Annotated in this window: 23 protein-coding genes and 1 tRNA gene; 13 read left to right on the top strand and 11 right to left on the bottom strand. The window is 55.1% G+C overall.

All coding sequences use genetic code 11. From position 1 onward, the window contains the following. Positions 1 to 202: 202 nt before the first annotated feature. A complete protein-coding gene (locus tag GCD22_RS17075; RefSeq protein WP_254892762.1) occupies positions 203 to 490 on the top strand; it encodes a conjugal transfer protein TraD in 288 nt (95 codons plus the stop codon). Between the two features lie 78 nt (positions 491 to 568). Here GCD22_RS17075 and GCD22_RS17080 read toward each other — a convergent pair whose 3' ends face one another. The 6 genes from GCD22_RS17080 to argH all read right to left on the bottom strand — a co-directional run bounded on the left by GCD22_RS17080 (position 569) and on the right by argH (position 5,330). Further along, a complete protein-coding gene (locus GCD22_RS17080; protein WP_010639479.1) occupies positions 569 to 1,564 on the bottom strand; it encodes a site-specific integrase in 996 nt (331 codons plus the stop codon). 91 nt (positions 1,565 to 1,655) lie between these two features. Then, a tRNA-Lys gene (locus GCD22_RS17085) sits at positions 1,656 to 1,731 on the bottom strand. A gap of 71 nt (positions 1,732 to 1,802) precedes the next feature. Next, positions 1,803 to 2,348 (bottom strand): YbhB/YbcL family Raf kinase inhibitor-like protein, encoded by a 546-nt coding sequence (locus GCD22_RS17090; protein ID WP_024893208.1) that lies wholly within the window; start codon positions 2,346 to 2,348, stop codon positions 1,803 to 1,805. A gap of 179 nt (positions 2,349 to 2,527) precedes the next feature. Continuing rightward, complete coding sequence (gene lysA / locus GCD22_RS17095) at positions 2,528 to 3,763, bottom strand: diaminopimelate decarboxylase (protein WP_065974148.1); 1,236 nt, start codon at positions 3,761 to 3,763, stop codon at positions 2,528 to 2,530. Continuing rightward, positions 3,760 to 3,942, bottom strand: a complete 183-nt coding sequence (lptM, locus tag GCD22_RS17100) for an LPS translocon maturation chaperone LptM (RefSeq protein WP_031575481.1) — start codon at positions 3,940 to 3,942, stop codon at positions 3,760 to 3,762. Before lptM ends, lysA begins: the two co-directional genes overlap by 4 nt. Continuing rightward, on the bottom strand, positions 3,939 to 5,330 hold the full coding sequence (argH, locus tag GCD22_RS17105) for an argininosuccinate lyase (RefSeq protein ID WP_031575477.1): 1,392 nt from the start codon (positions 5,328 to 5,330) through the stop codon (positions 3,939 to 3,941). Before argH ends, lptM begins: the two co-directional genes overlap by 4 nt. A 174-nt stretch (positions 5,331 to 5,504) precedes the next feature. Here argH and GCD22_RS17110 point away from each other — a divergent pair, with 174 nt between their 5' ends. Further along, a complete protein-coding gene (locus tag GCD22_RS17110) occupies positions 5,505 to 5,840 on the top strand; it encodes a hypothetical protein (RefSeq protein WP_031575475.1) in 336 nt (111 codons plus the stop codon). Between the two features lie 10 nt (positions 5,841 to 5,850). Here GCD22_RS17110 and GCD22_RS17115 read toward each other — a convergent pair whose 3' ends face one another. From GCD22_RS17115 to GCD22_RS17125, 3 genes are all read right to left on the bottom strand, one after another. Beyond that, positions 5,851 to 7,122 carry an ATP-binding protein gene (locus GCD22_RS17115; RefSeq protein ID WP_031575473.1) on the bottom strand — a complete coding sequence of 424 codons (1,272 nt, stop codon included), beginning with the start codon at positions 7,120 to 7,122 and terminating at the stop codon, positions 5,851 to 5,853. 330 nt (positions 7,123 to 7,452) lie between these two features. Next, positions 7,453 to 8,190 (bottom strand): response regulator, encoded by a 738-nt coding sequence (locus tag GCD22_RS17120; RefSeq protein ID WP_031573823.1) that lies wholly within the window; start codon positions 8,188 to 8,190, stop codon positions 7,453 to 7,455. Between the two features lies 1 nt (position 8,191). Beyond that, positions 8,192 to 8,737 (bottom strand): hypothetical protein, encoded by a 546-nt coding sequence (locus GCD22_RS17125; RefSeq protein ID WP_153940878.1) that lies wholly within the window; start codon positions 8,735 to 8,737, stop codon positions 8,192 to 8,194. Between the two features lie 216 nt (positions 8,738 to 8,953). Between GCD22_RS17125 and GCD22_RS17130 the strand changes: the two genes are divergently transcribed. The 6 genes from GCD22_RS17130 to GCD22_RS17155 all read left to right on the top strand — a co-directional run bounded on the left by GCD22_RS17130 (position 8,954) and on the right by GCD22_RS17155 (position 17,464). Next, the gene (locus GCD22_RS17130) at positions 8,954 to 10,384 is read left to right on the top strand and encodes a TolC family protein (RefSeq protein ID WP_031573825.1); all 1,431 of its coding nucleotides are present in this window, start codon (positions 8,954 to 8,956) and stop codon (positions 10,382 to 10,384) included. After that, entirely contained in the window at positions 10,384 to 11,499 is a 1,116-nt protein-coding gene (locus GCD22_RS17135) for an efflux RND transporter periplasmic adaptor subunit (RefSeq protein WP_035210995.1), read from the top strand. Before GCD22_RS17130 ends, GCD22_RS17135 begins: the two co-directional genes overlap by 1 nt. Further along, positions 11,496 to 14,588 carry an efflux RND transporter permease subunit gene (locus tag GCD22_RS17140; RefSeq protein WP_035210997.1) on the top strand — a complete coding sequence of 1,031 codons (3,093 nt, stop codon included), beginning with the start codon at positions 11,496 to 11,498 and terminating at the stop codon, positions 14,586 to 14,588. The genes GCD22_RS17135 and GCD22_RS17140 overlap by 4 nt, the downstream gene beginning before the upstream one ends. 160 nt (positions 14,589 to 14,748) lie before the next feature. Next, a complete protein-coding gene (locus GCD22_RS17145) occupies positions 14,749 to 15,267 on the top strand; it encodes a hypothetical protein (RefSeq protein WP_031573832.1) in 519 nt (172 codons plus the stop codon). 140 nt (positions 15,268 to 15,407) lie between these two features. Continuing rightward, complete coding sequence (gene mscL / locus GCD22_RS17150; RefSeq protein WP_010642476.1) at positions 15,408 to 15,863, top strand: large conductance mechanosensitive channel protein MscL; 456 nt, start codon at positions 15,408 to 15,410, stop codon at positions 15,861 to 15,863. 101 nt (positions 15,864 to 15,964) lie between these two features. Beyond that, positions 15,965 to 17,464 carry a DNA recombination protein RmuC gene (locus GCD22_RS17155; protein WP_031573835.1) on the top strand — a complete coding sequence of 500 codons (1,500 nt, stop codon included), beginning with the start codon at positions 15,965 to 15,967 and terminating at the stop codon, positions 17,462 to 17,464. Here the strand turns inward: GCD22_RS17155 and ispH are convergent. Continuing rightward, positions 17,461 to 18,435, bottom strand: coding sequence for a 4-hydroxy-3-methylbut-2-enyl diphosphate reductase (gene ispH / locus GCD22_RS17160; RefSeq protein ID WP_029316446.1), 975 nt, complete (start codon positions 18,433 to 18,435; stop codon positions 17,461 to 17,463). The genes GCD22_RS17155 and ispH overlap by 4 nt on opposite strands. A gap of 201 nt (positions 18,436 to 18,636) precedes the next feature. Between ispH and ppk2 the strand changes: the two genes are divergently transcribed. The 3 genes from ppk2 (at position 18,637) to corA (ending at position 22,409) form a co-directional block, all read left to right on the top strand. Continuing rightward, complete coding sequence (gene ppk2, locus GCD22_RS17165) at positions 18,637 to 19,815, top strand: polyphosphate kinase 2 (protein WP_140391107.1); 1,179 nt, start codon at positions 18,637 to 18,639, stop codon at positions 19,813 to 19,815. A gap of 24 nt (positions 19,816 to 19,839) precedes the next feature. Further along, positions 19,840 to 21,321 (top strand): MFS transporter, encoded by a 1,482-nt coding sequence (locus GCD22_RS17170; RefSeq protein WP_035211000.1) that lies wholly within the window; start codon positions 19,840 to 19,842, stop codon positions 21,319 to 21,321. Positions 21,322 to 21,443: 122 nt separating this feature from the next. Beyond that, positions 21,444 to 22,409, top strand: a complete 966-nt coding sequence (gene corA / locus GCD22_RS17175) for a magnesium/cobalt transporter CorA (RefSeq protein ID WP_031573842.1) — start codon at positions 21,444 to 21,446, stop codon at positions 22,407 to 22,409. 3 nt (positions 22,410 to 22,412) lie between these two features. Here the strand turns inward: corA and GCD22_RS17180 are convergent, their stop codons facing one another. Beyond that, positions 22,413 to 23,141: a 16S rRNA (uracil(1498)-N(3))-methyltransferase gene (locus tag GCD22_RS17180; protein ID WP_031573843.1), complete on the bottom strand. Its 729-nt coding sequence runs from the start codon at positions 23,139 to 23,141 to the stop codon at positions 22,413 to 22,415. Between the two features lie 79 nt (positions 23,142 to 23,220). Here GCD22_RS17180 and GCD22_RS17185 point away from each other — a divergent pair, with 79 nt between their 5' ends. Further along, entirely contained in the window at positions 23,221 to 24,054 is an 834-nt protein-coding gene (locus tag GCD22_RS17185; protein WP_031573845.1) for an inositol monophosphatase family protein, read from the top strand. Positions 24,055 to 24,112: 58 nt separating this feature from the next. Beyond that, a complete protein-coding gene (glpX, locus tag GCD22_RS17190) occupies positions 24,113 to 25,057 on the top strand; it encodes a class II fructose-bisphosphatase (protein ID WP_031573847.1) in 945 nt (314 codons plus the stop codon). Positions 25,058 to 25,076 lie beyond the last annotated feature (19 nt).

Raw genomic sequence — 25,076 nt, forward strand, 5'->3', positions numbered from 1 at the left:
AAAATGCTTTAATAGATTATCATGGAACTTTTAAACTATACTCATGATAAAATGTTCTATTAATTGAGACAGGATGTTATCCATTATGGTATCAAAAGTTGAACGCTTATAAAAGCAGTATAAAGAAAGTCTTGAAAAGACCAATAATGCCAAACATGAACTCATAAAACTGCGTAAAGAACAGGAGCGCAAGGATAAGGCCATCGCGCGTAAGGCCCGTAATCATGCCTTGTTCAAAGTCGGGGGACTCGTGGAGCTGGCGGGGCTGCTGGAATGCGATAAAGGCGCACTGCTCGGTGGCTTGCTGGAAACAGCAGAGACTTGGAGAGATGGACCGGAATCTCCCCGTTTCCAGGAATGGAAACAATCCGGCGATGCCTTACTCGCTGAGCGCGAAGCGGAGCGCAAATCGAACACCAAAAAAACTGCAGAAAGCGAAACGACGGTATCGGAAGCGGCAGAGACTCACTCGCTTCACGGTCAGCCGTAAGTGTAGCGGCTTGCCATCGAAAACACCGTGTTCAGTTGGCTCTGCAAGTAGGTGAGAATGCTGTCCATCCGGTATTTTTTAGTCCATCCTTTTTGCCAAATCTTCTGCTTTCAAATGCGTGTATCGTTTGAGCATCTGCAAGGTTTTATGGCCCGTGATAGCCGAGACTTCCACCGTATTAAAGCCTTTCTCAAAAAGGCGGCTGGTAGCTTCATGACGCAAGTCGTGAAAAGTGAGTCCTGAAATTGTGGCTTGAGCCAGCGCACGACGCCAAGATGCTCTCATACCATCTTGTGTGTAATTCCAGACTTTCCCATCTGAACGATGGAGTAGCGATCCCAATATCTGTCCAGCAGTAGATGATAATGGCACATCACGCGATGACCCATTTTTCGTTTCAGAAAGATGCACAACGCCTCGCTTCTGATCAACCATGTCCCAAGTCATACCCATGATCTCGCCTTGCCGCATGGCGGTTTCAATAGCGAATCGCGTTATAGCAGCAAGCTCTGGATTTACGGATTGACAAGCAGCCAAAAGACGAGTCTCCTCATCGTCGACCAAGCGTCGTTCGCGACCTTTTGGCAGATTAGGTTTCTTTACCAGAAAAGTTGGTATCCCATTGGGTAATGCAATACCCCATTCATGGGTACCCTTTTTTAACGCACGTTGCAGTATACCGAGTTCATGCTTCACCGATTGCGGACCCACCTTTTGCAAACGTACATCACGATAATCAGCAATCAAGGAAGATGTCAGGGCAGCGAGTGAGTATTTACCCAGTCCTTCCTTTAGATGCTTCACCCTGGAGACTTCACGACGGCCACCTTTCTGGGTAGGTAACACCTCTCGCGCATACCTATCCATTAATTCGTTCACCGTAGTGCGCTCGGATTCGCTGCGCGACACAAAAACGCCGCGTATCATTTCCGATTCCGTCACCGTTGCCCACTGCGTCGCTTCGGCTTTGGTTCGAAAGGTCTTAACTTGTAGAGGAAATCCCTTGCGCTTTATCTGGGCTTGCCAGCCTATCGTGATACCATCCCGGTCTTCTCGGGATCTGATGGTTGCCATCTCTTGCCTCTCTTTCTGAGTCCAAGTATGGCATAAAGGTGGCACAAATTCCAAACTAAATCAATATGATTTTATAAGTTGCTGTTTTTAATGGTGGGAACGGCGGGATTCGAACCCGCGACCCACGGCTTAAAAGGCCGCTGCTCTACCGACTGAGCTACATTCCCATACATACGCAAACGACACCAGAACAGCGTCAAGGCCGCGTATTATCAGCGGTGGAGCAGCTTCGGTCAAGTCAAGGATTATCCAGCGCGAAATGCCCTGAGAATTCGGCATGATCCAGCACATGCCCCAAACTGTGCATTTCACGGGCACGCGGATCTGCGGCAGGGGGCGGGCCAAGCTGGTCGGCGTCATGGCCTGGCGTATGCAATCTCGCCTTTACCGCCTCCCAATCAGCCCCTTCGGCCAGACCCAGTGTGGCTTTGTCCGTCGCCAGCAGCAGGAAATCATAATGCTGCAACTGGTGATCAGCCGCTGCCTCAGGGGGGCGATAACCCAACGTCCCGAAACTGTTGCGTCCGGTGAGGATGCCATCGGGGAGAGGACCCCCCTCGTGTAAACCTTCGATCGTTGGAGAAATATCGTAGAGCAACCAATGTACCCGTTGCCCCGATTCGGCCTCCCGATGTTCCATGAGCAACACCAGACTCTTGGTGTTGGGGGGAAGATGTTGCCAAAAAATGGACGGGGTCCTGCCTTCACCGGGATGGGCGAAACGTTTGGGAATCCAGTCTTCTGGATCAATTCCGGTACTGAATACTTTCATTTCTGCTGCCATGTCTGCCTCCTCACTGACGTGCGGGCTGCTGGCCAAAACATCGACAAACGGTGCAATCACTTCGCCCGCAAAAAAAACAACCAGCTTTATATAACGATAGCAGAAAATGAGCACTCGCGATGGCCGCAGGGCAAGTCATGGTGCAGATCAAACACCAAGCCCTGGACAATGAATTGGGGTCAGGGGAGCTCCATGCCCATCAGATCATCCCAGTTTTCCCGTCGCCGAATGAGGCGATGTTGATGACCATGGACCAGCACCTCCGGGGGCCGGGGCCGGGTATTGTAGTTGCTACTCATGGCAAAGCCGTACGCACCGGCACCCATAATGGCCAACAACTGTCCTGCCTCCGCACGAACGGGGCGGTCCTTGGCGATGAAGTCGCCGCTTTCGCAGATCGGCCCAACCACATCCATGACCTGCCCGGCTGCCGCATCCTGGCGGAGTGGCAAAATATCGTGCCAGGCCCCATAAAGAGCTGGGCGCAACAAATCATTCATGGCGGCATCCACCACACAAAACTGCTTGCTGCCATTATCCTTGAGGTATTCCACCCTAGTCAGCAGAACCCCTGCATTCCCCACCAGGGCCCGGCCCAGCTCTACCGCCCTTTTGACGGCCAGGCCCTGCAGGGCCTGGTTGAGAACCTCCGCATAATCCGCAGGACTGGGCGGGTTCTCATCGTGATAACGAATACCCACCCCCCCCCCGAGATCCAGATGCTCCAGGGTAAGGCCCTGGGCAGAGAGGTCTGCATAGAGGGCACGCACCCGCGTCACCGCTTCGCCGAGGGGCGCAAGATTAAGTAATTGAGATCCGATATGACAGGCTATGCCCTTGAGCTCCAGAGCAGGATGTTTTGCGGCCTCCAGGTAGAGAGTCCGCGCAGCATCCATGGGGATCCCGAACTTGCTTTCCTTAAGGCCGGTGGCAATGTACGCATGGGTGCCGGGGTCTACATCCGGATTCACGCGCAGGGCAATGGGCGCGCGCAGGCCCATATCAGCAGCAATATCGGCAATCCGCCACAACTCTGCAGCAGACTCCACATTGAGACAGGCAATGCCGGCAGACAGGGCGGCACGAATTTCATCAGCAGACTTACCTACGCCCGAAAAAATGATTTTCTCCGCTGCACCTCCGGCACGCAGCACCCGTTCCAGTTCTCCGCCCGAAACAATGTCAAAACCGGCACCCATTTCAGCAAATAAACGCAGCACCGCGAGATTACTGTTGGCTTTGACGGCATAACACACCTGCGTGCCGTCACCCAGTGCGTTACTGAAGGAATGGTAGCGTTCGCGCAGCGCCGCCCCGGAATATACATAGCAGGGAGTATCATAATGCCGGGCAATGGTGGCGAGGGATAAATCCTCGCAGTACAAGTCTCCCTGATGGTAATGGAAGGGATTCATGGCCGCGCAGCACTCCCCGTGGCACTGCTGGTCGGGCTGATTGGTGCTGGCGCGACAGCCGTATTGGCGGCAGGATGTGCCGGAGGGGGTGGCGGCAGACTCAGTGGCGTCTTCCGTCCACAGCCCGCCAGACCGAGGACCAACACCCAGACGAAGACCACAGCGGCCAGGGATTTCATGCAGACTGCTCCTCAGCCAGGCGCGCACGGGCACGGGCGATAGCCGCCCGCACCTGATCAGGGGCCGTTCCGCCGAGATGATTACGGGCCGCAAGCGAACCCTCCAGGGTCAGCACCTGATAAACCTCTTCGGTAATAAGCGGGGACAGGGCCTGCAAGTCAGGCAAGGGCATGGCTTCCAGGCCTATATTGCGATCCTGGGCGAGACGCACGGCTTTACCCACCACCGCATGCGCATCACGGAAAGGCAAACTTTTACGCACCAGGTAATCGGCCAGATCCGTAGCCGTGGCATAACCTCGTTCTGCCTGGGCGCGCATAACTGCGGGGCGGGTTTGCAGGCCCGGCAACATGCGACTCATGATTTCGACGCTGGCCCGCACCTGATCCAGCGCATCAAAAAAAGTTTCCTTGTCTTCCTGATTATCCCGATTGTAAGTCAGGGGCTGGCCCTTCATCAGCACCAGCATGGCGACCAGATCACCGACTACCCGACCGCTTTTGCCACGAATGATTTCCGCCACATCCGGATTTTTCTTCTGGGGCATAATGCTGGAACCCGTACAAAAACTGTCCGGGAGATCAATGAAGCCAAAAGGTGCGGACATCCACAAAATCAATTCTTCGCATAAACGCGATAAATGGACAGCAATCATGGCCAGATCAGCCAGCACTTCCATGACAAAATCCCGGTCGGAAACGGCGTCCAGGCTGTTTTCCGCGACGGCATCAAAACCCAGTTGCCGCGCCACATCCCAACGATCAATCGGGAAAGTGGTACCTGCCAGAGCCGCTGCACCCAGGGGCAGCACATTAACTCGTTTGCGGGCGTCCTGGAGACGCTGGGCATCGCGCTGAAACATTTCAACATAGGCCATGCAATGGTGGCCGAAGCTGACCGGCTGCGCCACCTGCATATGGGTCAGGCCGGGCAGGATGGTTTCCACCTCGCGCTCGGCCAGGTCCACAAATACTCCCTGCAGATGGCGCAAAGCGGCGACCAGATCATCCACACAGGAGCGGGTATAGAGGCGCAGATCGGTGGCCACCTGATCATTGCGGGAACGGCCCGTGTGCAGCTTTTTCCCTACGTCCCCGATGATTTCGGTCAAACGGGATTCAACATGCATGTGAATATCTTCGAGGCTGTCGACAAATGGCAGGCGCTGTTCGGCAATTTCCTGCTCCACCTGCTGCAGTCCGGCGACAATGGCTTCCACCTCGCTGGCGGTCAGCACGCCAACCCGCCCCAACATGCGGGCATGGGCTTGCGAACCTCGGATATCCTCCGCATATAACCGGCTGTCCACCTGAATGGATGCCGTGAAGGCTTCCACCAAACTATCCGTACCTGCAGCGAAGCGCCCGCCCCACATTTTTTCACTCATGCCTGCACCTCCTTTCTGCCCGCGACTATAACGAAAACCTCAGCGCTTACGCCAGCATTAACCCATGCTTCCCGATAAAAACGGCAGTTGGCCCGGAGGCTTTGCAGCAACTTTGGCAAAACAGCCGATGCCTTGCTACAGTTAGCCTGCTGAACACCGTGAGGGACCGAAGCAATGAAGCAAGAGCAATCATACCAAAGCTGGCGCTGGCTGATCGTGGTCATTATTGTGCTGCTGATCGCCGTTTTGGCTTTTTTCTTTTGGCAGCATAAGCAATCGGTCCAACGGACCCAAAAAGCAGCTGAAGCGGCCGCCGCCGTAAAACTCGCGGCACCAACAGTGTCTACAGTGTCCGTGGCCGACTTTCCGGTGGGAAAAACCATTTCTCAGGAAGGCTCTCTGCAAGGCCCCCTCAGTGGCAAATGCGGCAATATTGCCTGGCACGATCTCAGCCCTTCCGCCGAAGCCAATCTCCGCAAGTTGTGCTCGGCGCAAAAGCCGACACCCTGAACAGATCGGTTCAGTAAGGCTGACTCAAGGGCAGGACGAGTTCGGCAACCAGGCCGCCATCAGGGGCATTATACAAATTCAACTGCCCGTTATGGTAGGCCATAACCCGTTCGACAATGGCCAAGCCCAGACCAATCCCACCGCCCTTGCCCGCCTGGGCAAAAGGAGCGCGTACGGTTTGTAACTGGGATTCAGCAATCCCTGAACCATGATCCCGCACCCGGATCAGCATCTGCTGACCGACTTTTTCGGCATAAATATCTACGGGTCCCACGCCGTGCACCTGAGCATTATCAATCAGATTTTGCAGGGCGCGCGCCAAACCGACCTCCTGGATGGCCAATTTCGGCAAAGGACCAGGCGCGGGATGCCAGCGCACTTCAGCCTGCTGACGCAGCACCAGTTGCTGCAACCATCTCCCGATATCGGTTTCCACCAGCAGCTCGCGTTCGCCGCTGCGCGCATACCCCATGAACTGATGGATGACTTTGTCCATTTCCTGAATATTGTCGATGATTTCCTGCCGGGCTTCTTCCTCAGCTGGCAGAAACTCCGCACTTAAACGCATCCGCGTCAGAGGCGTCCGCAAATCATGGGAAACTCCCACCAGAACCATTTCCCGCTCTCGCCACAAACGCTGCAGGTCCCGCAGGGTCTGATTGAATCTTTCCGCCAGACGCCGTAAATCCGCAGGCCCGGCTTCCGGCAAATCCCCCAGGGTATCCCCGCTGCGCAAGCGATCTACGCCCTGCATCAAACGCGTCAGGGGGCGGGTAACCTGGCGTACAACCAAATACGCGCCCAACCAGGACAAGAGCAGAATAGCGGCAAGCTTGAACCAGGGCAGAGGTAAGCCTGCCGGACGTGGCATCGGCATGGCCAGAGCCAGAGCCGCACCGGGATGCGTCTGCAACCACAAGGTCCCGGAGCGCGGATCAAAACGCAACAGGGCGTCCGGCCAGCCCATCTGCCGGAGTTGCTGCAGGGCATTGACCAAGGGAGGAATGCGAGGATTGCGCCCGCTCATCGCGCTGGCCGGCAACACCTGCAAACCTTGCCGGGACAAAATCGGCTGAATGGCGGTCCGCTGGGCAGGACTGAGGGTTTCGCTGAGGGTCAGAACCTGCGCCCAATTCTGAGCCATATGCTCGGCCTGGGGATTAGCCTGATAAATATTAAAAAACCAGTAAACCGCTAACTGACTCAGAAAGAGCAATCCGGCAATAATCAGAAACATCCGGTTAAACAGAGTATCCGGCCACCAGAATTGATTTTTTTTCATAATCCTTCATCCCAATGCACTGTTTGACGAGGACATTCTGAACCAACAGAGCGCGATGTCGGAGAAGCACCGCCCCGGCCTTGCCCAAAATGCCCTCGTCAAAAATAACCCTTTAACCTAAAAACGGCAGTTGCCGTGGGTGCTTTGCAGCGACTTTTGTTTCGAGCCGTTGTTGTTCCTGGCGAAATCCAGCGCCCGTCAGGAGAGCTGTTTGAGCCCGTAGGGCGAGTTCTCTCCTGACAGCAGGATGAGCCTTAGAACAACAGGCAAGGAACAATGGAGCAAAAAGCATCCACGGCAACTGCCGTTTTTAGGTTTAACCTGGGGGTGCTAGGTTTCATCCGGCTCCGCAGCAGCATTGCCACCATCGGGCACCAGCACATAGCCGCGTCCCCACACGGTTTGTATATAACGCGGATCACCCGGATCCGTTTCGACAATGCGCCGCAACCGGGAAATAAATACATCAACGCCCCGCGATCCCGCAGTGACTTCTTCATTCCCATGACTCATGGCCAGCAGACGCTCTCTGGACAAGGGTTGCCAGGCGTGACTGGCGAGGGCATGTAAAATGGAAAACTCGCTATCGGTCAGGGAGATTTTTTCCGCTCCCCGCCACAAGCTGCGCGTATCCAGAGCCAGACGAAAGGGGCCGAATTCTATGGCCCCAGGCGCCGGATCCACCGTCCGGATTTCCTGACTACGCCGTAACACCGCCCGAATACGGGCCGTCAGTTCACGGGGTTCAAAAGGCTTGGGCAAATAATCATCGGCGCCCACATCCAGCCCCTCTACCCGGTCACTGAGGTCGCCCCGTGCCGTGAGCATGATAATTGGCAGATGAGGTTCCTGCGCACGCAGGCGACGACAGATGCTGAAACCATCTTCGCCGGGCATCATGACATCCAGAAGCAGCAAATCGTAATATTCCCGCTCCAGATGGCGGTCCATTTGTACCCCGGACCCCACTGCCTGAACGGCAAAACCCTGCCCTTCCAAATAGCGGACCAGCATGGTCCGCACTCTGGGATCATCATCGACCAGCAGTATCTTGCCGTTCTCAGCCATTTTATTTACCCCAGGGTCCTGGACGATGGCCCTTGTGCTCCGCCATCTTCACGACGGTCTGCCATTGTACCGGGGTCAGGATTTTGTGCAGGTACTGGACCTGCGCAATACCCCGATCCAGCATCATTTCATGATCCTTGACCACGGCCGCTTTCAGGGGTGCCAGTGCGGCCCCCGATTCACCGTTGAGGAGAGCATCGCGCAATGCCTTGTTATGCGCCATCATGCCCTGACGCCAGGCCGGAAAATCCTTACGCTGGGTATTCCGCCAATTTTTCAGATCACTCTCCTGTGCCGGGGTCAATTTCAGGTCAATCGCGTGTTGCCAGACAATAGGCATCAACATGGGAACGGGCATATTCTGCATCCAGGGGCCACGCATGGGTCCATGCTGCCATGGTCCGTGATGGCCATGCATCATCCCCGGTTCCATGGGGCCATGTCCGGCCATGGGCGGCGGGGGTGCATCTTCGGCAAATGCCGGCAAAGCAGTCATACCGAATGCGGCAATCATCAAACCGGATACTGCATATTTCAGTTTCGACATTGTATTGCTCCTCGTCTCTCAGGGGGAAAAGGTTCGTCCCTTTCCGTGGAATACACGTTAACGGCTTGCCCCCTCTGTTGCCAGCGACAAATTGTCAATAATTGTGAATAAGGCACCGAATCCATTCACACTTTGCAACAATTTTGCACAAAAACCTACTTCCCTCCCTGACGCTTTTTCAGGAGAATGCAGGCTCCACGAATGAGGAGCTTGAGCGTGCCCCATAAAGTGCTAAACGCCGTCACTGGCGTCTGGTTGGCGGTCACCGGACTGACTCAGGCGGATGCCGGGGTGATGGGCTGGTTGGCAGATCCCTTTGATACCGATGGCGGAATCAGCCAGCAACCCGGACAGCCGTGGACCGGCCCCAGTAAACTGCCGACCATACCCGATGCCCATACGCTTGCTCAGGCTGAACAGGAGCAGGTCTGGAGCCTGCCGCAACTGACCGCCTATGCCCTTGCCCACAATCCGCAAACAGCAGCCGCCTGGGATTCTCTGCGTGCCGAAGCGGCAGGAGTGGGTGTAGCAGAAAGTGCCTGGTTGCCGACTTTAACCCTCAGCACTTCGGCTTCACGTCGCCAGTCGGCTTCTACGGCGGGCTTTACCGTACCCGCGCGCAACAGCGTCAATCCGAATCTGACCCTCAGCTACACCCTCTGGGACTTTGGCCTGCGCTCCGCCAAAACCGATGCGGCAAAAGCCCAGGAATGGGTAGCCGGCTTCACCCAGAATCAGGAAATCCAGTCTGTGGCCTTCAGCGTGGCCCAGGCCTATTATCAGGTGCTCGGCAACCAGTCCCTGCTCCTTGCCGATGAAAAAACCGTTGCCGAAAATCAGAAAAACCTGGAAGCCGCAGAAGTCATGCACCGCGCCGGTCAAGCAACAGTTGGAGCCTTGTATCAGGCGCGGGCGGCCATGGCTCAGTCACAATCCACCCTTGCCGCCCAACAGCAGACCCTGCGTAGCAGTCAGGGCGTATTGGCCAGCACCCTCGGCCTGAGCCCCAAAACCGTTCTGAAAATTCACCCGCTGCAACTCAATCAGACACCCCCGCAACTGCACGATGCGGCAGACACCCTGATGCAATCCGCACTAAGCGCCAACCCGGCCTTGCAGGAAGCACGAGCCCAGGTGGCTGCAGCCCAGGCCAATCTGCGGAGTGCTGAGGCCAGCGGCTTGCCCACTCTGGGGGCCAGCAGTTCCTATGGCTACCTGTTTCAGGGTGGCTTTCGGCCCGGCGACACCTGGACCGTTGGTTTTACTCTGACCGTTCCATTGTTTACGGGCTTCAATAACCACTACCAGGTTCGCCAGAACGAGGCCTTGCGTGATCAGGCTGAAGCCAACCTTGCCAGCAGCCGTAACAGCACCGAAAGCACAGTCTGGCAGGATTATCATAATTTTCAGGGTGCGACGGCAGCATGGCCAGGAGCTCGCAGTGGTCTGCAAAACGCCGACAAAGCTCTGGAAGTAGTACAGGCACAATATCGCGTTGGGCAAGCCACCATCCAGGATGTGTTACTGGCAGAATCCACCCTGGCGCAGGCGCGTTACACCCTCATTCAAAATCTGGTCAGCAGTTACGTGGCACTGGCGCAACTCAGTCAGGCCGTGGGCATGCCTTTGGGAGCACAACAACCGTGATGCGTTATCCCCTTATTTTTCTTCTGACCGCTGTTACCTTGGGTCTGACGGGCTGTCAGGGCAAAGCCCGCCATGAAATGCCTCCGCTTCAGGTACAGTTGACCACTCCGACCCAAGAAAATATGACCCACTACGTCGGTTATCTTGGAACCGTGACGCCTATCCAGACCGTCACCGTCATTCCCCAGACTTCGGGACTGCTACAAAACATCTCTTTCACGCAGGGGGCCATGGTCAGCAAGGGTCAAACCCTGTTTACCATTGATCCAGCTCAAACCCGAGCGGAGCTTGCCCAGGCTCTGGCCAAACTGGCTGCTGATCAGGCTACTGCCCGCTACAACCGCAATCTGGTTGATCAGGATCGCCCCCTGGCGGAAAAAGATTTTATTACCCGCCAGAGTTTTGACCAGGCGGTTTCCCAGGCGCAGGCGGCGGCGGCTCAGGTGGCCGAGGATCAAGCTGCTGTTCAGCAGGCTCGGATTAATCTGTCTTACACCAGGATTACCGCACCTATCAATGGTCGCATCGGCTTGGCGCTGGTCAAAGCCGGGAATCTGGTGGTCGCCAATCAAACCCAATTAACCACCATCAATGAAATCAACCCCATCACCATCAACTTCAGTGTTCCTCAAGCACAACTGGGGGCCGCCAGACAAGCACAATCCCAAAACACCAACCTGCCCATCCAGGAAGAAAAAGGCGGGACCCTACTGGCTCAAGGCAAGCTGACTTTTATTGATAACACCGTCAGCGCCAGCACCGCCACGGTCAGCCTGCAGGTCACGGTACCCAATACCAACCATAAACTCTGGCCGGGTCAGTACGTGCTGGTGCAAATGCCGGTCCAGCACATCGCTAATGCTCTGGTTCTGCCCGTAGGAGCTGTGCAGCAGGGTAGTTCCGGTCCTTTCGTTTATACCGTCGAACAGGGCAAAGCAACGGACAAGGCCATTCAGGTTCTCTGGGAAACAGGAAAAAAGGCGGTGATCAGTGGTATTACGCCCCAAACCCGGGTCATTTTCCCGCTCCCGGCGCGACTATATCCCGGTGCCGCCGTACAAACCGGTGCGGCCGGGCACTCTACCAAGCAGCAGCATCAAGGTAGCCCCTCGTGAATTTCTCGGCGTTATTCATCCGGCGCCCGGTGATGACCGTTATCATCATTCTCGGGCTGGTGATTTACGGCATTTTTGCCTTTACCAATCTGCCCGTCGCCCTCCTGCCCAGCGTCGATTTCCCAACCGTCATGGTATCGGCCAGTTTGCCTGGCGCCAGCCCTCAGACCATGGCCAGTGCCGTCGCCACGCCTCTCGAAAAACAGTTTTCTTCCATTCCCGGACTGTCTTCGATGAGTTCCGTGAATAATCAGGGTTCCACACGCATCATTCTGCAGTTTGATCTCAGCCAGAATATCGACGTAGCCACCCAGAATGTATCCAATGCCGTCACCCAGGCCAGTCATCTGTTGCCACCCGGCATGACCAGCCTGCCTTTTGTCAAACAGCTGAATCCTTCTGCGGCCCCCATCGAATTCATCGCCCTTTCCGCACCCAATATGCCCATCTACAAGCTCAATGAGTACGCAGTAGACAAGGTGGTGCCAGCCATTTCCGGGATTCCCGGGGTAGCGCAGGTGCAAATATTTGGTGAGCAGAATTACGCCGTACGCATTCATGCCAATCCATTTGCCATGCAGGCGCATGGTATTTCCCTGCAGGATCTCAGCACGGCCATCAACAATCACAATGTGAATTTACCCCAGGGAACGGTTCTGGGCGCCGTCCGTAATTACGCGGTGAATGTTCATGGTCAGCTACAGGACGCCCAGGCTTTTGCCAACATGCCCGTAACTTTTGCCAACGGCGCTGTAGTCCCCCTTTCCGACATCGCTCAGGTGCGCAATGGGGTGGATAATGACCAGATTGCCAGCTGGATTGGTAACCAGCGCGCCCTGATTCTGGCGGTCGTCCGTCAGCCCGACGCCGATACGGTCGCCATTTCCGATGCCATCGGCAAGCGCCTGCCGACGCTTGCTGCCAGTCTGCCCGGCGGGGCGAAAATGACGGTGGTTTATGACAAAGCGGACTATATCCGCTCCGCCGTGGAAGAAGTGGAAATCACCTTGCTTCTGGCTTCCCTGCTGGTAGCGGGCGTGCTCTGGCTGTTCCTGCGCCGGGGAAGCCCCACGCTGATTGGGGCAGTAGCCATTCCAACCTCCATTTTGGCCACTTTCGCCATTATCTACGAACTGGGCTACACCCTGAACACCCTGACGCTGCTGGCCCTGACTTTGGCCGTCGGATTTGTGGTGGATGACGCCGTGGTCATGCTCGAAAATATCACCCGCCACGAAGAAAATGGTGAAGAACCTTTCCATGCGGCCATTACCGGCAGCCGGGAAATTGGTTTTACCGTCATTTCCATGACGCTTTCGCTAGCTGTGGTGTTCCTGCCCTTTCTGGTTATGGGTGGCATTATTGGTCGTTTGTTCCGGGAGTTCGGGGTCACGATAGCCATCGTCATCCTCATGTCCGGACTGGTCTCGCTGACCCTGACCCCCATGCTCTGCGCCCGTTATTTGCGGGTAAAACATCATAGTCCCAGCCGCTTTGAGTCGGGCTTCTCGCGGCTGCGCAACTGGTATGGACGCAGCTTGCGCAAAACCATGCAGCATCGCGGCTGGGTGTATATAGCTGCACTGCTCAGTCTGCTGGGCATGATCGGCCTGTTCGTCATTCTGCCTAAAGGGTTCATTCCCAGCGAAGACAGCGGCATGATCATGGGCAATCTGGAGTACCCTCAGGGTATTTCCTTCAGTCAACTGGAAGATACCCAGCAACGTATCGCCACGGCCGTAGGTCACAACAAGGCCGTACAGGCGGTCATGTCCAGTGCCGGGCAGGGAGCGGGCGCTTTCGGGTCCGCCAATACCGGACGCCTGATTATCCGTCTGAAGCCCCTGGGACAAAGAGCTTCCGGAGAGCAGGTCATCATCCAGTTACGCCAAATTGTCAGTCACTTTAATGGTGTCGAGGCCAGCTTCCAGTTGCCTCCAGCCATTCAGATGGGGCCGGTATCGTCGCAGTCTCACTACCAATACATTCTCCAGAGCGAAGATCAGGACAGTCTCAACGAAGCAGTCCCCCATTTGGTAAAAGCCCTGCGCAAAGTGCCGGGACTCCAGGCCGTCAATAGTGATCTGCAGCTAGCCAACCCCGAAATCGAGGTCCATGTAATGCACCAACGTGCCCAGGCCCTCGGGGTAACACCCCAAGGTATTGAGCAGGCCCTCAACTTTGCCTTCGGTGGCACCCAGGTTGGCACCATTTATGCTTCCACCAACCAGTACGAGGTCATTCTTGATCTGGAGAGAAAGTTTCAGGAAAATCTGGGAGCCCTTTCGGCAATTACCATTCCCGGTACTGCCGGTCTGGTCCCCCTGGCAGCCATCGCCCATTTTGCCTATGGCGTAGGGCCCTTGAGTATCAGTCATTATGATGGCCTGCCCAGTGTCACCATTTCCTTCAATCTGGCCCCCGGTGTCTCCCTGGGAGAGGCCACCCAAAGGGTGCAAAAGGCTGCCGCACAAATTCTTCCCGCCAACGTGCAGGGTGAGTTTGGCGGCTCGGCAGCGGCCTTTTCTCAATCCACGAACACGCTGCCCTTGCTGCTTCTTGCCACCATCGCCCTGATTTATGCGATTCTGGCCATTCTCTACGAAGACTTCATCCACCCGTTGACCATTCTGACCGCCTTGCCACTGGCAGGTTTCGGCGCGCTGCTGGCTTTGTGGATATTCCATCAGGAACTGGATTTGTTCAGCTTTGTGGGCATTATTATGCTCGTGGGTCTGGTCAAGAAAAATGGCATTATCATGGTGGATTTTGCCGTCCATCGGCGTCGCGAGGGTGCCAGCGCAGAAGATGCCATTGTCGATGCCTGCATTACCCGGTTTCGCCCGATCATGATGACCAACCTTGCGGCGGTATTGGGTATTTTGCCTATCGCCATCGGCATCGGCGCTGGTGCAGAATCGCGGGTTCCGCTGGGTGTTGCGGTAGCCGGGGGCATTGTTGTTTCACAATTTTTGACCCTGTATATCACTCCCGCTTTTTATGTACTTTTTGAAAACTGGAAAGGACGCTGGCGACGCCAGCCTCAGCCGGCACAGAGCAGCCCGGGGATTTCCGGGGATCACCCATAAACCTCAAAACGGCGCTTGGGCGGGAAGCTTTGCAGCGACCTTGGTCCGCGCCGTAGGCTGCGCGGACCTGTTTCGGTATGACATCTGAATGGATAAGTTCTGCATTATCACTGAATTGTGATATATAACGAACAACTATCCGTAGAATAGCGAGTCCGTAATGCCTGCAAAAATCCTGTTATTACTGGTCCTTGCCAGCCTGGCCGGCTGCGCCACTATAACGCCCTCCGGGCCCAACCATTTGACGAGCAGCGCCGCCACCCAAAGCGCCCAACTTGCGCAACAAAAAGCTGAACTGGCCGAACGGCACCTGGCAGCCATTGCTGGCCAACGGGCTACTGCAGAACGGCAGTTTTGTCCCAACTGGCAACAGGCACTCCTACACGCCCGTAATAATGCTATCGGCTGCGCCCAAATGCCGATCAATGCCCAATCCGCCTGCTGGCAGGCGGTTGCCCAATGGACCAACGAAGAAAGCCAATATTTTCATGCTCTGCATCCTTTATTCACCCACAGCCCCTACGCGGAACCCGCAGGGCATGCCGCACACTTTTTCGATTTGGCCCAAAGCTGGGCCATGACCTGCGAAGATGGCGGTGCTGCATGTACCCAAGCCTCAGGACATCAGCAAATGGATCAGGAGAAGAAGCAGGTGAATCAGTTTTGCATGCACCAATAAATAATGATCCAGGCCACTTTTTAAGGCGAAGCTCTATAGGCATCTCTGGAGAAATTGAGTAGGATAAAAATCGGTAGAAAACAATTACCTTACAATTAACTAAAAGATTTTCCTGCCCATAACTCAAAAAGGGAGAAACCATGTTCAAGGATTTTATAGGAGACTTCAAAACATTTCTGCAGCGTGGGAATGTGATCGATCTGGCGGTCGCTTTTGTTATTGGTACGGCTTTTTCTGCCATAGTCACCGCTTTGGTAGGCGACATCATCATGCCGCCCATCGGCCTGCTGCTCGACAAGGTCGATTTTTCCAATCTATACGTCATATTGAAAGAGGGCAGCACTCCCGGTCCTTACCTGACCCTCGCTGCGGCGAAAAAAGCAGGCGCAGTCACCCTCAATTATGGCCTGTTCATCATGTCACTGATCAGCTTTTTCATCATTGCTCTGGTCATATTTTCCATTGTCCGCGTCATCAACAAACTCTACCCCAAGCCTGTTGCACCGGTTTCCACCAAAAACTGCCCCTATTGCTTTTCCTCCATCCCTTTGGCGGCTACGCGTTGCCCCAGTTGCACCTCCCAACTGGAATCCTGATCAGGTAATTACTTTGGCGAAGCCCGCTCACTGAGAGCCCCTTCGCCTTTCCTGCGCACTTGCCGTATGCTCATGACTCATTATGTACACGGGTGGATCATGTGATCTGGGAACTTTTTCTGGTTTTTCTGGCCGGGATGCTGCTCGGTCTGGGTATTCTGTTTTTTTTGAGCCGGCAAAACTTACGTCGCCAGCAGGACGAGGCAGCAGCTGTCCAGGCACGTCAGGAACAAGTCATCTCCGAATTGCGCGCCCATATTCAGGCGCAACAATCCGAGCTGCTGAAACAAAATGAAAACCGGGTCCGGGCAGAGACAGAAAACCAGCAGATCCCCTTGCTGAATGAAGCACTCAAAACTGCTCAGGATGAAATCAATCAGTTACATAATAATCTCAATCAGATACGCGGTCAGCAGGCAGAATTACAGGAACGCCTGGAACAGGAGCGCTTGCGCAGTAATGAGAAACTGACTTTGCTGGAAGAAGCCCGGCAGCGCCTCACCGAAACTTTCCAGTCCCTCTCTGCCGATGCCCTGCGCCGCAATAATCAATCTTTTCTGGATCTCGCCAGGGAAAACCTCGAACGCTTTCAGGAAAACGCCAAAACTGACTGGGATGGCCGCCAGAAAGCCGTGGGACAACTCATCGAGCCCATTCGTGAATCCATGGAAAAAGTGGGCCAGCGCATGGATGCCATGGAAAAAACGCGTATTGATGCTTATGGCGCTTTAAATGAACAACTGCGTGGCCTCGTTCAGGACCATCTGCCCCGCCTGCATCAGGAAACAGCAGCCTTGGTAAAGGCACTGCGTCAACCTGCCGCGCGAGGCCGCTGGGGCGAAATGCAGCTCAAACGCGTTGTGGAAATGGCAGGAATGCTGGCCTACTGTGATTTTGCTGAACAGGAAAGCGTGCAGACGGAAACCGGGCAGCAACGCCCCGATCTGGTTGTCCGACTGCCCGGAGGCAAACGCCTGATTGTAGATGCCAAGGCGCCCCTTAACGCTTACCTGGAAGCCATGGAAAGCGAGGATGAGCAAAAACGTCAGCAGTTCCTGCTCAAGCATGCCCAGGAACTACGCACGCACATGACCCAACTCGGCAAAAAGTCCTATTGGGAACAATTTCAGCCCACCCCTGAATTCGTGGTGCTTTTTGTCCCCGGAGAAGTATTTTTCAGCGCGGCGCTCCAGGCCGATCCAGCTCTGATTGAATTTGGCGTCGAACAAAAAGTCATTGTTGCCAGCCCAACCACCCTCATTGCCCTGCTGCGAGCCGTTTCTTACGGATGGCGGCAGGAATCTCTGGCAGAAAATGCCAGAGCCATCAGTGAGCTTGGCAAAGAACTTTATGATCGTCTCCATACGCTTGCCGGACACTGGAGCAGGGTAGGGAAAAATCTGGGACAGGCCGTTGATGCCTATAACAAGGCCACCGGCTCACTGGAAGGTCGTGTTCTCAGTTCTGCCAGAAAGTTCCGGGACCTCAAGGCGATAGCAGACAACAAGGAATTATCTGTCTCGGAGCCGGTAGAACTCAATCCGCGTCAATTACAGGCAGACGAACTGATCGGCGAAAAGCTGCCTGACTCCAGCGATTAGGCGGAGTCCCCGGTCACCTGCCCGGCATCCTGCCGACGGGATTGTGCCTGCACGAGCGCCAGAGGCAAGCTGAAAATGACCTTTTCTTCAACCCCCGCCGTTTCCTGCGGCGCTGTAGCACCCCATTCCTGTAACTGGTCGATAATACCTTTCACCAGACTTTCCGGTGCCGACGCACCGGCACTAATCCCGATTTTGCCGACATCAGCAAACCATTCCCGACGCAATTGGCTCGAATCTTCAATCAGATGCGTTGGGGTATCCAGCCTTCCGCCCAGCTCGGCCAGACGACTGGAGTTGGAACTGTTGGGCGCACCGACCACCAGCAAAATATCCACCTCGGGAGCCAGGGTTTTGACGGCATCCTGACGATTTTGGGTGGCATAACAAATGTCATCTTTTTTGGGGCCCTGAATATGGGGAAAACGCGCACGCAAGGCCTGAATCACCTCGGCGGTATCATCCATACTCAGGGTAGTCTGGGTAATATAAGCCAGCTTTTCCGGGTTTCGCGGAGTCAGGCTGGCCACATCAGTCACATTGGAGACCAGATACATCATTCCTTCTTCCACCTGCCCCATGGTGCCCTCCACTTCCGGATGCCCGGCATGACCAATCAGCACCATTTCCATCCCGTCCCGACTGTATTTCTTGACCTCCATATGGACCTTGGTGACCAACGGGCAAGTCGCGTCAAATACGCTCAGCCCCCGGGCGGCCGCATGTTGACGTACCGCAATGGGTACCCCATGCGCACTGAAAATCACCGTTGCCGCATCGGGAACTTCGTCCAGTTCCTCCACAAAAACCGCCCCACGGGCACGCAGGTCCTCGACGACATGGCGGTTATGCACCACTTCATGACGTACATAAATCGGTGCCCCGAAAAGCTCCAGGGCGCGGTCCACAATTTGAATGGCACGATTGACCCCGGCACAAAAACCGCGCGGATTGGCTAACAGAATTTCCATATTGAAGTTCTCTAAACGATTTAAGGGAATGGTCCATCCTGCCGCAGGCGCTGTCAACCCAAGCGGCACCGTCTGACCAAGGCTCAAATTCATCTCACCGGAATTTCATCCGGGCCGATAAAACTCAAACGATTGTCATAAAAGCGTCATATTTACCTGATATTATCCTTTTGCAATTCCAATCACTTATCAGGGGTCATCATGGCAGAAAGCTCCAAATCCACCCAAAATCTGCAGGAACAAGCTCTCTCCGCAGAGGACAGCGCCCATAGCCTCACCAGCTCGGGAGATATTGCCCCGGATTTAAGCCCTGAAGGTATTCGTGATTTCGTCATCCATGAAGCCGTAGAAGCAGCCCAGGCTCAGCAAAGTGCCATCGTCACCGACTATGTCAACAGCCATCCCCAGGCCGCCCAGTCTCTGGATGACGCCATTCGGGTGATTCATTCGGATGTCAGCCCGGAAGACCTGGAGCATCTGCATGAGAGTGGAGCCATCCATCCGCGCAAGCACGTCGCCAACACGGATGATGCCCTCAATGACGACTGGCGTAGCGGCGGTTATCCCTACAAGTTCCGGATGACGCGCCGGGACTATGAACACGATAAATATGGCCTGCAGGTAGAACTGCTCAAGTTACAGGCCTGGGTAAAATCCAGCGGTCAGAAAGTTGTCGTCATTTTTGAAGGGCGGGATGCGGCGGGCAAGGGCGGCACCATCAAGCGCTTCATGGAACATCTCAATCCACGTGGCGCCAGAGTGGTTGCGCTGGATAAACCCTCTGAAAGAGAAAAGGGACAGTGGTACTTCCAGCGTTATGTGGAACAACTGCCTACTGCTGGTGAAATGGTATTTTTCGATCGCTCCTGGTACAACCGCGCGGGCGTCGAGCGGGTCATGGGTTTCTGCAATGAAGCTGATTATCAGGAATTCATGCGCCAGGTTCCGGAATTTGAGCGACACCTGATTTACAGCGGCATCTATCTGGTCAAGTTCTGGTTTTCGGTGACCCGTGACGAGCAGCACCGGCGTTTTGAAGAGCGTAAAGTGCATCCCCTCAAGCAGTGGAAGCTATCTCCCATGGATCTCGCCTCCCTGGATCGTTGGGAAGATTATACCCGCGCTAAGGAAACCATGTTTTTTCATACAGATACCGCTTATGCGCCGTGGACGGTGGTCAAATCCAATGACAAAAAACGGGCTCGACTGAATGCCTTGCGGCACCTGCTCCAGGTCATTCCCTACGACAATAAGGACCTCCATGCCATTGGTCCCGTCGACGGACTGGTGGTAAGCCGCGCCCACGTCATGTACGGCGAGACCAATTCTCAGGAACTCAATCCCTTTAATGGTAACCATTCACCGGAATCCGCTGGCTAAATCCACTCCAAGGAGCACCTGACCGTGAGCACAGAAAAAATTCACACCCCGCCTTCGGGGAAAAGTATCCAGCAATATATTGACGAAACACCTGTCTGGTCCGATGGCACGTCCCTCAAGGGAACCCCCATGACGGCCATGCAGTGGCGCATCTGGAGCCTTGCCGTGGCCGGCAAGTTTTTTGAAGGCCTGGTGATTTTCATGACGGGTATTGCCTTACCCCTCATTGTCCGGGACTTTACCCTGCAGGCAGCCCAAAAAGGGGTAGTCACTGCCGTAGCACTTTTCGGTATCCTGATTGGTGCCACCATGCTGGGCGGATTATCCGACATATTCGGACGTAAACGCATGTTTATTGCCGAAATGGTGATTTTTGTGGTGTTTCTCATCGGTCTCACCCTGAGCCCCAGTTATCTCTGGATGGTGATCTGCCTCTTCGGGATTGGGCTGGCTCTGGGTTGTGACTACCCCACCGCCCATCTGGTCATTTCTGAAGCGGTTCCCAGCAAGGGACGCGGCGGCCTGGTGCTTGGCGCCTTTGCCTTTCAGGCGGTAGGTGCAATTGTCGGTGCCGGTCTGGGCATTATCATTCTCGATGTTTATCCCGAAGTGGATGCCTGGCGCTGGATGTACGCTGCAGCGGTTATCCCGGCCATTCTGGTGATTGTCGGCCGGTTTTTTATCACCGACAGCCCCCACTGGCTGGCCAGCAAGGGGCGTATGGAAGAAGCGGAAAAGGAAACCCGCCGCCTGCTCAAGCGGGTTCCCCAATACCCCAAGGAAGTGGTCCTCAACAGAGAACACGCCCATCACCACCAGAAAGTCAGTCCTGCTGTGCTTTTCAACAACAAAAACCGGCGCGCCACTTTCCTCGCCGCCATCCCCTGGTTCATTCAGGATTTAGGTACTTACGGTATCGGTATTTTTACCCCGATCATTCTGGCCACCACCCTGGGTGCTTCCAGGGATGTACATAGCGTTGCTGACCTGGCACAAAATGTAATGCTCTCTGCCAAGGGAACCGCCCTGCTCGATATGCTGTTGATTCTGGGGGTGCTTGCTGCCATTTTCTTCGTGGAAGGGACCGGCCGCATCAAGTTGCAGATCATCGGCTTTATCGGCTGTGCTGTCGGTCTGGGTCTGGCCGCCATTTCTCTGAATCTGCCCGATGGGGACAAAACCATTCTGCTTTTTGCCGGATTCATGCTTTTCAACTTCATGACCAATCTCGGCCCCAACGCCCAGACCTATCTGCTGGCCGGTGAAGTGTTTCCGACCTCCATTCGCGGCTATGGTGCCGGCTTTGCGGCTTCTTTCGCCAAAATTGGGGCGGTCATGACGGCCTTTTTGTTCCCCATCCTGCTCCACACCATTGGTACCCAAACCCTGTTGATCATTCTGGTGTGCACGTCAATACTGGGGGCCGTATTGACCTGGGTTTTCCGGGTCGAAACCCGTGGTAGCCTCGAAAAAATTGAAGAGGCGCGCGTGCAACCCCAGGTCTGAGGGTTTTGCTTATGGGTCCGCGCAGCTTGCGGGCCTGTTTTTCCGCCGGAAATGGCTGTTAGCGTTTCCGGCGGAACCGTTTATGAGGTAAACGACCACAACTTCCGCAAAGGAGTAAATATATGCTGGTCAACTGTGTGGTATATAACGATGGACATAAAGTTGCAGACAGCACACTGGAGGACGTTACTCAGTACTTGCAGCAAGCCGGTAACTTTGTCTGGGTTGCCCTGCAGGATGCGACGGAACCGGAACTGCGCATTCTGCAAAAGCAGTTCAATCTGCATGAACTGGCCGTGGAAGATGTATTTAATGGCTTGCAAAGGCCTAAGGTGGAAGAGTACGACGAACATCTTTTCGTCATACTTCAGGCTCCGGCCTACCACGGCAAAGATCTGCATATGGGGCAGATCAATATTTTTGTCGGCAGCAATTTTGTGCTTTCCGTCCGTCAGGAGTGTGAGCAAACCCTGCTGGGCGTCCGTGCCCGGGCCGAACGCGAGCCGCATATGCTCAAATACGGCTCTGCCTATGTGCTTTATGCCCTGTCTGACGCCATTGTCGACCTGTTTTTCCCGGTCGTAGATATGCTGGATGATGAACTGGAACAACTGGAAACCGTGATGTTTCACAATCAGGATGCGCGCCAGAACATGGAGCGTCTATATGATTTCAAATACAAAAGCAATGTGTTACGCCATGCATTACTGCCTCTGGCAGACGGCTTCAGCAAACTGTTTGGCGGACGGGTCCCCGCCCAGATAGATGGTGCAGAAAACTACTTCCGAGATGTTCATGATCACATCATGTTGCTCAACAGCCAACTGGATACCATCCGTGACACCATTTCCACAGCCATTCAGGTCAATCTTTCCCTGATTGCCATCGACCACGGCGAGGTCAATAAAAAACTGGCGGGCTGGGGTGCCATTCTGGTGCTGATTACCATTTTTACGGGCATCTGGGGCATGAACTTTGAATACATGCCGGAATTGCACTGGAAATTCGGATACCCCATGGCCCTGACCGTCATGGCCGGATCCTCCTATTACCTTTACCGTCGCTTCAAAAAAGCCGGCTGGATTTAGTTTTCAGAGATCCCCCCACAACGCCTGCAACACGGCGACTGCTGCAACAGCAGCGGTTTCCGCCCGCAGAATGCGTGGCCCCATATGCACCTTTTGAAAACCATGGGCACTTGCCGCCGCCAGTTCTGAACTGCTCAGTCCACCTTCAGGCCCGCTTAACAACGTCACTTCCGACTCGGGGTGCAGCAGTTCACGCATTTTCGCATTCTCCGGCGCAGGGTCCAGAACCAGACCCCGCCCCCGGCACAGGGGCCAGGCATCACTCAGAGCCATAGGCGGCAGCACCTTGGGAATGCACGTCGCGCCACTCTGCTCACAGGCGGCAATCACCATATCCTGCCAACGCTGGAGACGTTTTTCGCCGCGCGTTTCTTTCATCTGTACCACGGCATGCTGGCAAGCCACCGGCTGAATCGTCTGCACGCCCAGCTCTACGGCTTTTTGCAGACTCCAGTCCCAACGCTCCCCGCGCATCAAGGGCAACCACAGATGAATCATGAGCGGAGAACGTGTTTGCCGCACAAAACGCCCGTTGATCAGGATTTCGGCGCGGTTACCGGAAATGCCTTTCAATGTACCTGCGTAGACGCAACCATCCCCGTTGAAAAGGGTCAGCTCCTGAGCAATGCGTGCGCGCAGCACTTTCAATAAATGATGGCTGGGCTCCGTGGGCAAAAGAAAAGCGCCGCTTTCGGGTAATTCGGAATCAGCGTATAAATGAATGCGCGGCATCACTGTAGGCTTTCAGCAAGAAATAACCCGCATATCATCGCAGCGCCGTAGTAGTGGGTCAAAATTCACGGAGATGGGCATGTCCAGAATCAATGAAATCGACCAGCAATGGGTGGGGAAATTGCTGCGTACCAGTGCCGAGCGTTTTGTTCTGCCGCGTTTTCATACCGTAGTCAGCAGTCGCAAGCCTGACGGCAGCATCGTTACCAGCGCCGACATAGACAGCCAGAATTTTCTTCAGGATATGCTGGCCGCCCGCTACCCCGATATTCCCTTGCTGGGTGAAGAGATGCCCCGCGCAGAACAACAATCCCTTTTGGAAAACAGTGATGCACTCTGGTGCCTGGACCCTCTGGACGGCACCAGTAATTTTGCCGCCGGGGTACCGATTTTTGGCATCTCTCTGGCCCTGCTGGAAAAGGGGCATTCGGTCATGGGCTGGATTTATGATCCGGTACGCGCTGAACTTTTTTCAGCCGTACAGGGAAAAGGGGCTAAAATCGATGGGGCTATGCTCCACACGCGCGAAGCGCCAACACTGAAACACTGCGTAGGGGTGGTGGATTACAAGCGACTGGATCGAAATCTGGCCCTGCGCATCATTGATGAACGCCCCTTTCATAGCCAACGTAATTTCGGTTCATCCGTATTGGAATGGTGTTGGCTGGCGGCGGGGCGCTATCATTTTTATTTGCATGGTGCCCAGCAACTCTGGGATCGCGCCGCAGGCGCATTGATTCTTCAGGAAGCTGGGGGGCAAATTTCCCAGTTCAATGGTCAGGCTCTTCAGGAAAAAGACCTGAAACCGCGCTCCGTTCTGGCCACACTGGATCCGAATTTGCACCAGACCTGGCGAAACTGGCTGGAGCATGCCGCCGATAAGGCCTCCGAGTTCCCAAACGCGGTCCTTTGATTTATGCTAAAACGAATTATGTCTTCTATCTAATTCCGCCACTGAAGGGAACAAGCTTATGTCATCCATAGGTAGTCTTGCGCTGTCTCTACTCCCCGTTACCGAATCTGCCGCCCGCGCTGCCAGCGCCTGGATTGGGCGAGGTGAAAAAGAACTGGGAGATGGAGCCGCTGTAGATGCTATGCGCGCTGCCATTGCTCAAGTCCCCATGCGTGGCGTGGTTATCATCGGCGAAGGCGAAAAAGACGAAGCCCCCATGCTCTACAACGGTGAGCAGGTCGGATCGGGCACGGGTCCGGAAGTGGAAATCGCCGTGGATCCCGTCGAAGGCACCACCTTCTTAGCCCAGGGCATGCCCGGTTCCATTTGTGTACTGGCTGCAGCCCCCAAAGGCAGCATGTTCCAGCCCGGCCCCGCCTATTACATGGACAAGTTGATTGTCCCCGCCCCGGCACGCGGCAAAATCGATCCCGAAGCACCTATGAAAGCCAAACTGCAGGCACTGGCCAAATCTCTCGGCAAAGATGTTAAAGAATTGCGTATTTTCCTTCTGAAGAAGCCCCGTCATGACGCCATGATCCGGGAAATTCAGGCTGCAGGCGCGACGGTTCGCCTGCAGACAGACGGTGACGTCAGTGGTGGCATCATGGCAGCCCTGGGTACCAAAGTGGACGCGATGATGGGCATCGGCGGCACACCCGAAGGCGTCATCTCGGCCTGCGCCGCCCGTGCCATGGGCGCAGATATGTTTGGCTGCCTGGCCCCGCAAAAACCCGGCGAAGCCGAAGCGATTGCCGAAGCAGGCCTGAAAGTAGGCCAATGGCTGAGCCGTGATGAACTGGTTTCCAGTGACGACGTGCTTTTCGTCGCGACTGGCCTGACTTCCGGCGACATTCTTGATGGCGTTACCCGTTCCCACTACTTTGTAGAGAGCGAAACCCTGGTCATTTCCGGTCACGACGGTATTTTACGCCGGGTCCGCACCCACCAGCGCGCCGACTGACATTTTCATCTATCCAAGG

Source organism: Acidithiobacillus thiooxidans ATCC 19377 (assembly GCF_009662475.1).
In the GTDB taxonomy this organism is placed as follows: Bacteria; Pseudomonadota; Gammaproteobacteria; order Acidithiobacillales; family Acidithiobacillaceae; genus Acidithiobacillus; species Acidithiobacillus thiooxidans.

Bases quoted from the DNA above. Each gene is read 5' to 3' on its own strand.
- GCD22_RS17080 (WP_010639479.1), bottom strand. From the start codon at position 1,564: ATGGCAACCATCAGATCCCGAGAAGACCGGGATGGTATCACGATAGGC.
- GCD22_RS17090 (WP_024893208.1), bottom strand. From the start codon at position 2,348: ATGGCAGCAGAAATGAAAGTATTCAGTACCGGAATTGATCCAGAAGAC.
- lysA (WP_065974148.1), bottom strand. From the start codon at position 3,763: ATGAATCCCTTCCATTACCATCAGGGAGACTTGTACTGCGAGGATTTA.
- lptM (WP_031575481.1), bottom strand. From the start codon at position 3,942: ATGAAATCCCTGGCCGCTGTGGTCTTCGTCTGGGTGTTGGTCCTCGGT.
- argH (WP_031575477.1), bottom strand. From the start codon at position 5,330: ATGAGTGAAAAAATGTGGGGCGGGCGCTTCGCTGCAGGTACGGATAGT.
- GCD22_RS17110 (WP_031575475.1), top strand. From the start codon at position 5,505: ATGAAGCAAGAGCAATCATACCAAAGCTGGCGCTGGCTGATCGTGGTC.
- GCD22_RS17115 (WP_031575473.1), bottom strand. From the start codon at position 7,122: ATGAAAAAAAATCAATTCTGGTGGCCGGATACTCTGTTTAACCGGATG.
- GCD22_RS17120 (WP_031573823.1), bottom strand. From the start codon at position 8,190: ATGGCTGAGAACGGCAAGATACTGCTGGTCGATGATGATCCCAGAGTG.
- GCD22_RS17125 (WP_153940878.1), bottom strand. From the start codon at position 8,737: ATGTCGAAACTGAAATATGCAGTATCCGGTTTGATGATTGCCGCATTC.
- GCD22_RS17135 (WP_035210995.1), top strand. From the start codon at position 10,384: ATGCGTTATCCCCTTATTTTTCTTCTGACCGCTGTTACCTTGGGTCTG.
- GCD22_RS17145 (WP_031573832.1), top strand. From the start codon at position 14,749: ATGCCTGCAAAAATCCTGTTATTACTGGTCCTTGCCAGCCTGGCCGGC.
- mscL (WP_010642476.1), top strand. From the start codon at position 15,408: ATGTTCAAGGATTTTATAGGAGACTTCAAAACATTTCTGCAGCGTGGG.
- ispH (WP_029316446.1), bottom strand. From the start codon at position 18,435: ATGGAAATTCTGTTAGCCAATCCGCGCGGTTTTTGTGCCGGGGTCAAT.
- ppk2 (WP_140391107.1), top strand. From the start codon at position 18,637: ATGGCAGAAAGCTCCAAATCCACCCAAAATCTGCAGGAACAAGCTCTC.
- corA (WP_031573842.1), top strand. From the start codon at position 21,444: ATGCTGGTCAACTGTGTGGTATATAACGATGGACATAAAGTTGCAGAC.
- GCD22_RS17180 (WP_031573843.1), bottom strand. From the start codon at position 23,141: ATGCCGCGCATTCATTTATACGCTGATTCCGAATTACCCGAAAGCGGC.
- GCD22_RS17185 (WP_031573845.1), top strand. From the start codon at position 23,221: ATGTCCAGAATCAATGAAATCGACCAGCAATGGGTGGGGAAATTGCTG.
- glpX (WP_031573847.1), top strand. From the start codon at position 24,113: ATGTCATCCATAGGTAGTCTTGCGCTGTCTCTACTCCCCGTTACCGAA.